The sequence below is a fragment of the Botryobacter ruber genome (genome assembly GCF_003347595.2).
GTDB classification, from domain to species: Bacteria; Bacteroidota; Bacteroidia; order Cytophagales; family Hymenobacteraceae; genus Pontibacter; species Pontibacter ruber_A.
In genome coordinates this window covers 1-9,828 of the sequence record NZ_QCZK02000021.1, presented here as the reverse complement: position 1 = coordinate 9,828, position 9,828 = coordinate 1, and the positions used below count along the sequence as shown (strand labels likewise).

The 9,828-nt window shown below is 52.3% G+C and carries 7 protein-coding genes; 2 read left to right on the top strand and 5 right to left on the bottom strand.

What is annotated here, in order from left to right:
- Positions 1-108 precede the first annotated feature (108 nt).
- Positions 109-1,638 (bottom strand): AbgT family transporter, encoded by a 1,530-nt coding sequence (locus DCW36_RS04605; RefSeq protein ID WP_114784926.1) that lies wholly within the window; start codon positions 1,636-1,638, stop codon positions 109-111.
- Between the two features lie 175 nt (positions 1,639-1,813).
- Between DCW36_RS04605 and DCW36_RS04600 the strand changes: the two genes are divergently transcribed.
- Positions 1,814-2,707: a S66 peptidase family protein gene (locus DCW36_RS04600; RefSeq protein ID WP_114784924.1), complete on the top strand. Its 894-nt coding sequence runs from the start codon at positions 1,814-1,816 to the stop codon at positions 2,705-2,707.
- 230 nt (positions 2,708-2,937) lie between these two features.
- On the opposite strand, the gene DCW36_RS04595 is transcribed toward DCW36_RS04600, so the two are convergent.
- Genes DCW36_RS04595 through nuoK form a run of 4 tightly spaced genes read right to left on the bottom strand, consistent with a single transcriptional unit; the run spans position 2,938 to position 8,171 of the window.
- Positions 2,938-4,320, bottom strand: a complete 1,383-nt coding sequence (locus DCW36_RS04595; protein WP_114784922.1) for an NADH-quinone oxidoreductase subunit N — start codon at positions 4,318-4,320, stop codon at positions 2,938-2,940.
- 33 nt (positions 4,321-4,353) lie between these two features.
- Entirely contained in the window at positions 4,354-5,820 is a 1,467-nt protein-coding gene (locus DCW36_RS04590) for a complex I subunit 4 family protein (RefSeq protein ID WP_114784920.1), read from the bottom strand.
- A gap of 12 nt (positions 5,821-5,832) precedes the next feature.
- Complete coding sequence (gene nuoL, locus DCW36_RS04585) at positions 5,833-7,794, bottom strand: NADH-quinone oxidoreductase subunit L (protein ID WP_240676050.1); 1,962 nt, start codon at positions 7,792-7,794, stop codon at positions 5,833-5,835.
- A gap of 47 nt (positions 7,795-7,841) precedes the next feature.
- Complete coding sequence (nuoK, locus tag DCW36_RS04580; protein ID WP_114784916.1) at positions 7,842-8,171, bottom strand: NADH-quinone oxidoreductase subunit NuoK; 330 nt, start codon at positions 8,169-8,171, stop codon at positions 7,842-7,844.
- Between the two features lie 206 nt (positions 8,172-8,377).
- On the opposite strand from nuoK, the gene DCW36_RS04575 reads away from it, so the two are divergent.
- A complete protein-coding gene (locus DCW36_RS04575; RefSeq protein WP_128396943.1) occupies positions 8,378-9,436 on the top strand; it encodes a DUF6929 family protein in 1,059 nt (352 codons plus the stop codon).
- Positions 9,437-9,828: the final 392 nt, after the last annotated feature.

The window sequence follows — 9,828 nt, the reverse complement described above, 5'->3', positions numbered from 1 at the left end:
CTGTTGCGACAGAGGGGAATACCTGTGGCTTATAAAATAACGTAAACCAGCTCTAAGAGAGAAATCTTGAAAAGGACAGACTCGTTGCAACAAAGTCGTCTGAAACTGCTAAGGCAGGTACATTTCAGCGCCCGGACCAATGGGCAGGTCGGTCAGAATCCAGATAATGAGCAGGATGGTCCAGCCGATGAAGAACACAACCGAGTACGGTAGCATGGTGGAGATAACCGTTCCGATGCCGGCATTTTTATCGTACCGCTGGATAAAGGCCACGATCAGCGCGAAATACGACATCATGGGCGAGATAATGTTGGTCACGCTGTCGCCGATGCGGTAAGCCACCTGCGTAAACTCCGGCGAGTAGCCCAGCAGCATAAACATCGGGATAAACACAGGCGCCATAATGGCCCATTTGGCCGAAGCGCTTCCCATCACCAGGTTTATGGTAGCGGCCACCAGGATAAACATCACCATTAGCGGAATATCACTCAGCCCCATCGTCTTCAGCACATCGGCGCCGTTGATGGCCAGTATCAGGCCCAGGTTGGTCCAGTTAAAATAAGCCACAAACTGCGCCGCAAAAAACACCAGCACAATATACGAACCCAGCGTTTCCATCGATTTGGACATGCCCCGCATTACATCGCTGTCGTTGCGGATGGTTTTGGCGCCTATACCATACGCGATACCGGAAATGCCGGCCAGCAGGAAAATAAACGCTACGATGCCCGACATGAAAGGCGAGTGCAGGATTTCGCCGGTTTCCGGGTCGCGGAGGTAACCGTTTTCCGGTAGCAGGCCACCCAGTATAAATGCCGTCATCAGGGCGATGGCAATGGTTGCATAGAGCAGTCCGCGTTTCTCCTGCGCATTCAGGCGGTCGATCGACTGCGGTTTTTCTTCTCCGGCATAAACCCCCAGGCGCGGAATAACCACCTTCTCGGTTACCCAGGTGCCCAACGCAGCTATCAGAAAGGTTGAGGCAAACATAAAGTAGTAGTTCGCCGCCGGGTTTACGATGTAACCGGGCGAAATAATTTTAGCCGCTTCGGTAGACAAGCCGGCCAGCAACGGATCGACGGTGCCCAGTAGCAGGTTGGCACTGTAGCCACCCGAAACACCTGCAAAGGCTGCCGCCAGGCCGGCCAGCGGATGGCGCCCTGCGGCCAGGAAAATAACGGCAGCCAAGGGCACCAGCAGTACATAGCCCACTTCGCTGGCAGTGTTGGAGATAACACCGGCAAACACAATCACAAACGTGAGCAGACGCTTCGGCGACGAGAGCACTACCAGCCTCAGCACCGCGCCAATCAGCCCGGTGCCTTCTGCTATCCCAATGCCCAGCAACGAAACCAGCACCGTTCCCAGCGGCGCGAAGCCGGTAAAGTTGGTAACCATGCGCGTCAGGATCATGTGCAGGCCCTCGCGCGAGAGCAGGTTAACCGGTGTTACCGTTTCGCCTGTACCGGGATGCACCACCGCCATATCGAACTGGCTCGCCACCCACGAGAGCACCACCACCAGCAAAGCAAAACCGGCAAAAAGCGTAGCAGGATGCGGCAGGGCATTGCCAATGCGCTCGATCACGGATAGGAACCTGTCGATCCCGGACTTCTTTTTCTGTTGTAATTCAGGCATACCTTGAGCTGTTTTGTTCGCACCAATACTCCCGGGTGCTGTGAGATTGAGCTACAGCACCAGCGCAGGGAGTGATAAGGGCAGATCAGATTTTTCCGAAGTTCTCCAAAAAAATCCGGTGGCGCAAATTTTACCTAAAAAGCTATATCTTCGCCATGAGCCAACTATTACAATTATGATTCAGCCGCTTCGTCCGGGCGATACGATAGCCATTGTGGCCACTGCCCGCAAAATAAGTTTACAGGAAATCGAGCCCGCTATCCGTGTTTTTGAAAGCTGGGGGCTGGAGGTGGTGGTAGGGCGCACGATAGGCGCTGACTATAACCAGTTTGCCGGCGACGACAGGCTGCGCCTGCTCGACCTGCAGCAGATGCTCGATAACCCTGCTATCAAAGCCATTGTCTGCGCCCGCGGCGGCTACGGCACCACCCGCATCGTCGACCAGGTGGATTTCAGCTTTTTCCGGGAGAACCCGAAATGGCTTGTTGGTTTCAGCGATGTTACCACCCTGCACAGCCATGTGCACAACTTCGGGATAGAATCGGTGCATGCCATCATGCCGGTCGTGTTCACAAAAGCAGGTACTGCCGAAGCTATCGAGAGCCTGCGGCAGGTACTCTTCGGCGAGCCTATCGGCTACACTATCGCACCTCACCCGCTCAACCGTACCGGCGCCGCGCAAGGGCAACTGGTGGGCGGCAACCTCTCCATGCTCCACACCCTCACCGGCACCCGCTCCGATATTCGCACCGAGGGCAAAATCTTGTTCCTCGAAGACCTGGACGAATACCTTTACCACATCGACCGCATGCTCGTGCACCTCGACCGCTCCGGCAAACTGGCTAATTTGGCAGGGCTGGTAGTGGGCTACATGAGCGACATGAATGATAATGCGATTCCGTTCGGGAAAGATGCCTACGAGATTATTGCAGAACACACCGGCAAGTACGACTACCCTGTCTGTTTTGGTTTCCCGGTAGGCCACGAGCCGCATAACCTGGCAATGGTGTGTGGCAGAGAAGCGCGGCTGGAGGTGCAGGAGGAGGGGGTGAGCTTATTGTATGTTTGAGGAGGTGTTAAATTTGAACAGAGGCTGTGGTGGCAGGAACAACGATTGGATCGCAACCTGTCCCTACTTTTTAACTGCACCTGCCACCACAGCCTCTGCTGCTCCATTGTTGGCCAGACGCTCGTAGGTCTGGAAGACGCTGCGTGGTCTTGGGATGTTGTAAATAAAAATCGCTGCCACAAGAGCGAAACTCCCATGGCAGCGAATGCTGTTTTTATAGAAAAGTAAATTTACAATATATCGCTTGCCAGCGCAGGTGCGATGCCCAGGATAATGGTAAGTGCTGTGATGATAATCAGGACAACGGATACCAGGCTGCTCACTTTTACGGGCGCGAAGTTGCCTGCCGGGTGCATGTACATGGCAATGATTACCTTGAAGTAGTAGTAGATACCCACAGCTGCCAGAATCAGTGCAGCTACCACCAGCCAGATCATGTCGCCCCCTTCAATTACCGACGAGAAGATGAAGAACTTGCCAAAGAAACCTGCCGTCAGCGGAATGCCTGCCAGCGAGAGCATGGAAACCGTCATGGCGAAGGCCAGCATCGGGTTGCTTTTGCCCAGGCCGTTGAAGGCTTCGAAGGTTTCGTCGTCGCGTTGTACCGTTACCAGTTTCAGCACGCCAAAAGAGGCGATGGAGGCAACCGAATAGGCCAGCGAGTAAAAGAAAATAGACGATTCGGAGCGCTCGTTCAGTGCTATCAGCGCCATCAGCAGGTAACCGGCATGTGAAATACTGGAGTAGGCCAGCATGCGTTTCATGTTCGTCTGTACCGCCGCCCCGATGTTGCCAACCAGGAGCGTGAGCACTGTAATGGCTACCAGCGTTGGGTACCAGGTGGCGTAAGAAGCGCCAAAGGCGGAGGCCATGAGCTTGTAAAATGCAGCCACACCCGCTGTCTTTACCACCGTCGACATGAACGTAGTGAAAAGGGTAGGGGTGCCTTCGTACACATCCGGTGTCCAGAAGTGGAAAGGAGCTGCCGCGATTTTAAAGGAAATGCCGGCTACAATCAGGAGCATGCCCAGGCCGAACATCACCCCTTCCACACTCTCGGCACGCTGTGCGGCACCGGCAATGCGGGTAATGTCGAAAGAACCGGTGGCGCCGTAAATCAGCACAATGCCAAACAGCAGGATGCCGGTAAAGAAAGAACCCATCAGGAAGTACTTCAGCGATGCCTCGTTGGAGCGGATGCTTTTCTTGTTGCTGCCCGCCAGCACATACATCGCAATCGACAGAATCTCGATACCGATGAAGAGCATGAGCAGGTTTTCGTAACTCACCATCATGATGGCGCCCACCAGCGAGAAGAGCAGCAGCGAGTAGAATTCAGCAATGTTATCATCCTGCTCGGTAATGTAGCGCTGCGAGAACGGCAGGATCAGGAGCGTAGACAGCACCATTATGCCGGTAAAGCCCACCGCATAATTATCGATGGTGAGCATGTTGTTGAAGTAACTCTGGGTATCGTTCCACTGCAGCAGGTTCGCGCCAAGTACTGCCAGCAGAAACAGCAGTGCCAGGGGCAGCAGAATCCTTTTCGATTTCATAAAGCCTACGAAAAGGTTAATTATGCCAAAGCTTGTTAGAAGAATAATCGAAGTCATGTCGTCGTATTTCCTGTAAAATCGGTTCTTAAATTATCTTCTCTGGATGATGTTGAGCAGGTTACCAACAGCAGGTTCAGAAATTTCGAGGAAGGTGTTGGGGAACAGGCCAATCCAGAAAACCATAATCACCAGCGGAATCAGCACTGCTTTCTCGTTCAGCGTCAGGTCAGCAAAAACTTCCGTCTCTGGGGTTTTGGTGCCAAGCATCACACCCTGGAACATGCGCAGCATGTACACAGCACCCAGGATAATGGTTAAGCCGGCTATGCCACCATACACGTTGTTGTACTGGAACACCCCCGACAGCAGCAGGAACTCACCTACAAAACCATTGGTAAGCGGCAGCGACACCGAACCCAGCAGCAGAATCATAAAGTAAATAGAAAGTGCCGGTGTGGTTTGCGTGATCCCGCCCAGGCTGGAGATTTCGCGGGTGCGGGTGCGGCTGTAGATAATATCAATGATGAAGAACAGGCCAACTACATTCACGCCGTGGCTCAGCATCTGGATAACGCCTCCCTGCAGGCCATGCTCTGTCAGCGAGAAGATACCGGCTGCAATCAGGCCAACGTGGGCAATAGAAGAATAGGCAATCAGGCGTTTCAGGTCGCGCTGGCGGATGGCAATGATGGAGCCGTACACAATGCCGATAATCGACAGGATCAGCACCACATCCAGCCACTGACTAGCCCCGAGTGGCACCACAGGCAGCAGCCAGCGCAGCACGCCGTAAATACCCATCTTCAGCATAATACCCGCCAGCAGCATGGTCGCCTGCACCGGCGACTCGGTATAGGTGTCGGGTTGCCAGGTGTGGAACGGGAAAACCGGCATTTTAATGGCGAAGGCCAGGAACAGGAACCAGAACAGCCAGCTCTGCGTGTCGGAGTCGAGTGACAGCTGGTAAAAAGCGTTGATGTGTGCGGAATGTGCGGCTACACCAGTGCCGGGCGTCTGGAAGTACAGGTACAGGAAGGCGGCCAGCATAAAGAAGGAGCCGAAGATGGTGTACACAAAGAACTTGAAGGTAACCGGAATGCGGCGGGCACCTCCCCAGATGGCGGCAATAAAATAAACCGGAATCAGGGCTACTTCCCAGAAGAAGTAAAACAGAAAGGCATCCAGTGCGACGAACACCCCGATCAGTCCCGTCTGCATGAACAGGATCAGCGCATAAAAGGTGTTCGGGTTTTTATATTCGTGCTTAAAAGAAGACAGTACAATCAGGGGCACCAGGAATGTTGTCAGGAGTACCATAAGCAGGCTGATGCCATCCATGCCGATGCTGAAGCTGATGCCGGCCCGCTCTACCCACGGAATACTTAACCCAAACTGTGGAAGGGTGCTGCCTGTCGTGAAACTGGTAACAGCAAAAAGTGCAATGGCAAATTCAACGAGCGCTGCTATAAAGGCAACCCGTTTGGCTCCCGGTCCATTTATCAGCAGCACCAGCAGGGCCGCCAATGCAGGCCAGAAAAGTAATAAAGCTGTAATCATCTTCTAAGAACCTTATCCGATAAAGAAGTTTAAAAATAGAATCAGGACAATGCTGAACACCATCACCATCAGGTAAAAACCAATGGCGCCGCTCTGGGCATAGCGCAGGGTGCGGCCACTCAGCATCACAAATTTTCCTACACCGTTCACAACGCCGTCCACCAGCACCACATCCACAAAGCGGTGGAAGGCACCGGACATCCACATCAGCGGGCGCACGATAAGGGCGTTGTACAATTCATCGATGTAGTATTTGTGGTACACGAGGTTGTGTGCAGGCGCCAGACGGGCATCTTCCGGAGCCGGTACCGTGTTCTTTTTCACATACATCACATAGGCAATGATGATCGCCACCACGGCCACGGCTACCGAAATACCCATGAGCAGGTACTCTGTTTCATGGGATAAATGGATAGGTTCAAACGGCGTTGCATTTATGCCTTTGGCGTAGGTGTAAAGCGGCGAAAGATAGTTGCCGATGAAATGGTCCGCGCCGAACACTGCCGGAATACCCAGGAAACCACCGAAGGTAGCCAGGATAGCCAGTACGATAAGCGGAATGGTCATAACGGCAGGCGACTCGTGCAGGTGGTGGCGCTGTGCTTCGGTGCCCCGGAAGCTGCCGAAGAAGGTCAGGAACAGCAGGCGGAACATGTAGAAAGAAGTCATGAACGAGGCCAGCAGACCGAAGAACCACATCACTTTGCTGTGCATGAACACGTGTGCCAGCAATTCATCTTTCGAGAAGAAACCTGCAAACGGCGGAATACCCGAGATCGCGAGTGTGCCAATCAGGAAGGTCAGGAAGGTGATGGGAAGTGCTTTGCGCAGGCCGCCCATGTTGCGGATGTCCTGCTCGTTGCTCATGGCATGGATCACGCTACCGGCACCAAGGAAGAGCAGCGCCTTGAAGAACGCGTGTGTGAGTACGTGGAAAAGCGAAGAAGAGAACGCCATTACCCCCAGCGCCAGGAACATGTAACCCAGCTGACTCACGGTAGAATAGGCCAGTACCTTTTTGATGTCGTTTTGCGCCAGGCCAATGGTGGCAGCCAGCAGGGCTGTTGCCAGGCCAATCACAGCGATAAATTCCAGGGTAGTCGGCGCCATGATGAACAGCACGTTGGAGCGCACTACCATGTAAATGCCGGCCGTCACCATGGTGGCCGCGTGGATGAGTGCCGAAACCGGTGTAGGACCCGCCATCGCATCGGGCAGCCAGGTGAACAGCGGAATCTGGGCACTTTTACCCATGGCACCAACAAACAGCAGCAGGGTAATGGATATCATCACGGTGCTGCCGTTCAGGCCGGGTGTTTGTGCGGCAGAGGCAAATACTTCCGGGTAACTTACGCTTCCGAAGGTGATAAAAATCAGGAAGATGCCTAACAAAAAGCCCAGGTCACCGATACGGTTCATGACGAAAGCTTTTTTGGCTGCATTGTTATAGTTGGTGTTTTTGTTCCAGAAGCCGATGAGCAGGTAAGAGCAGAGTCCAACGCCTTCCCAACCCACAAACATCATCACGTAGTTAGAGCCCATTACCAACAGCAGCATCGAGAACATGAACAGGTTCAGGTAAGCGAAAAATTTGCCGTAGTTCTCATCGTGGCTCATATATCCCGCCGAATACACATGAATCAGGAAACCGATGCCGGTTACCATCAGCAGCATGAAGAGCGTAAGCTGGTCGATCAGGAACGAGAAGCCGATTTGCAGGCGCCCAACCGAAATCCAGTCGTAAATACTAACCGTGTAAGGACGACTTCCGCCGGATGTGAAATCCATGAAAAGGTAAACCGCGATAAGGAAGGAAGCCAGCACGGTGCCACAGCCTAGCAGTCCTACCAGCCCTTTGGGCAGTTTACGGTTGCCAAGTCCGTTTATAGCAAAACCTATAAAGGGCAGGAGCGGGATAAGCAAACACAGCAGCGCCATTTCCTGTTTGTCGAAGGGCATTACTATTTCTTGCATGGAGCGTAAAGTTATTTTGAACTGTTCAGATTAAATAAAAGGAGCTGTTACCACTTCAGGTGGTTCAGCAGTTGTACATCGGTAGAGCGCAGGTTGCGGTAAATCATCACGATAATGGCCAGGCCCACGCAGACCTCTGCTGCCGCCACTGCCATGATAAAGAAGACAAACACCTGCCCGGTTGGGTCGGAGCGGTAGGCTGAAAACGCTGCCAGTAATATGTTTACTGCATTCAGCATCAACTCCACGCACATGAAAATAACAATGGCATTGCGTCTGGTAAGAACGCCGATAATGCCGATTACAAACAGTGCAGAACTAAAGTACAGGTAGTATTCTAAAGGAACGGTTCTGATAACCTCTGGTATCTGGTTCATCTTCTGAGGGCTGAACGGATTTTATAAATTTTGTACAATGCCTGATTAAAGCGCAAAGTTACCCCGTTTTTTAGAAAAACATAACATATTTCTGCTGTAAAAAGGCAATTTCGCTGTGATGCAGGCCGCTGCCGCATCATTTCGTTTTCCGGCTTCAGCGGTTCTGACTGTTTTCCGTAAGTACATTTCAAAAAACTACTTACAAAATGAAGTTTCGTAACACTGAACTGCTTTTCCTGCTGTTGCTTTGCTGCCTTTGTGGCTCCTGCAGCCAACCCGAAAACACTGCTCGTACAGCTACGGCTACAACTCAAGCCATCGCGAAGCAGGATATAGCTGCAACTGCCGTCATTCAGCAGGAAGTTTTTTATGAGCATATTCCTTCGGCATCGGGCATGGAAGCGCACCAGGGGCTGTATTATGTTACCGGCGACGACTCCCCTTACCTGTACGTGCTGGATAAAACTTTTAAGGAGATAAAACGGATTTCCTTAACGGATACAGCTGGTTTTGGTAGTGGCAGAGTAGTAAAGGAGGAGAAAGAGGACCTGGAAAGTATGACAAAAATTGAGCTCGACGGCGAAACATATTTGCTGCTGCTCGGTTCCGGCTCTGCTCCAGCCCGGCGTCAGGCTTACCTGATCTCACTACACGAGCCGCTTTCGCCGGTCGTAGAGCGGCTCTCGCTGGCGAAGCTGTATGACAGGCTGCAACAGGATAAGCGGGTAGTGAACGGGAACTTGCTCAACATAGAAGGCATTGCCGCCGGAGATGGAAAGCTCCACCTGCTGCAGCGCGGGCTCGGGAACGGCCGCAATGTGCTGGTCACGTACGATCTTGCTGAATTTATCTCTTTCCTGAGAGGTCGTTCAACGGCACCGCCTGCATATGCTGTAGCGGTTTTCATGCTGCAGCAAATCAATGGTTTCGGTGCCGGTTTTTCCGGAGCGTACCTGTTTGATGATAAGCTTTTCTTTACGGCCTCGGTGGAAAGTACAACCAATGCCATTGAAGACGGCGAAGTGCTGGGCAGTTTTGTCGGCTACATACCAGCAGCGGCTGTGGTGGCAGGTACAGCAGAGTCGGCAAGCCTGGTTTCTGCGTTGATTACCCAACCGGACGGTACTGCGTTTAAAGGCAAAGCCGAAGCAGTAGTGGTTGTGGAGAAAGCGGCAGCAGAAAATTCCTACACTGTGCTGGCTGTCACCGACGATGACCAGGGCCATTCCGAACTTCTGAAGCTACGGGTGGCATTGGGGGAGTAGCGTTTTGTGGTTGAATTTTCTCTAAAAAAACTACACTGCACCTGCCACCATTGTCTCTGCCCGTTTGTCTGAACCTTTGATTTACGGTGATTCTTTTTATTTCTGTGATTATTTGTTTCTTGAATCCAAGTTTGTCTGAATTTGGATTTTCAGGATTCGGCTACAACTTATACCAAGTAGTAAAAAGAACTTTCCATTACATGACCTCCAGTAGCTAACTCTACTGCGGCTCGCCCACAAGGTACTGTCTTAAAAGTCAAGTTTTTTTATAGGATAATTTTGTTATCTTTGTCTTACCCAAAAGAGAGCTCCCAGCCGAAAGGTCACGGATGTTCATCTTGTGTAGCCCCGCTAGCCGGGGCTACTTTTTTATGCTGCTGCGCAGCAACCCA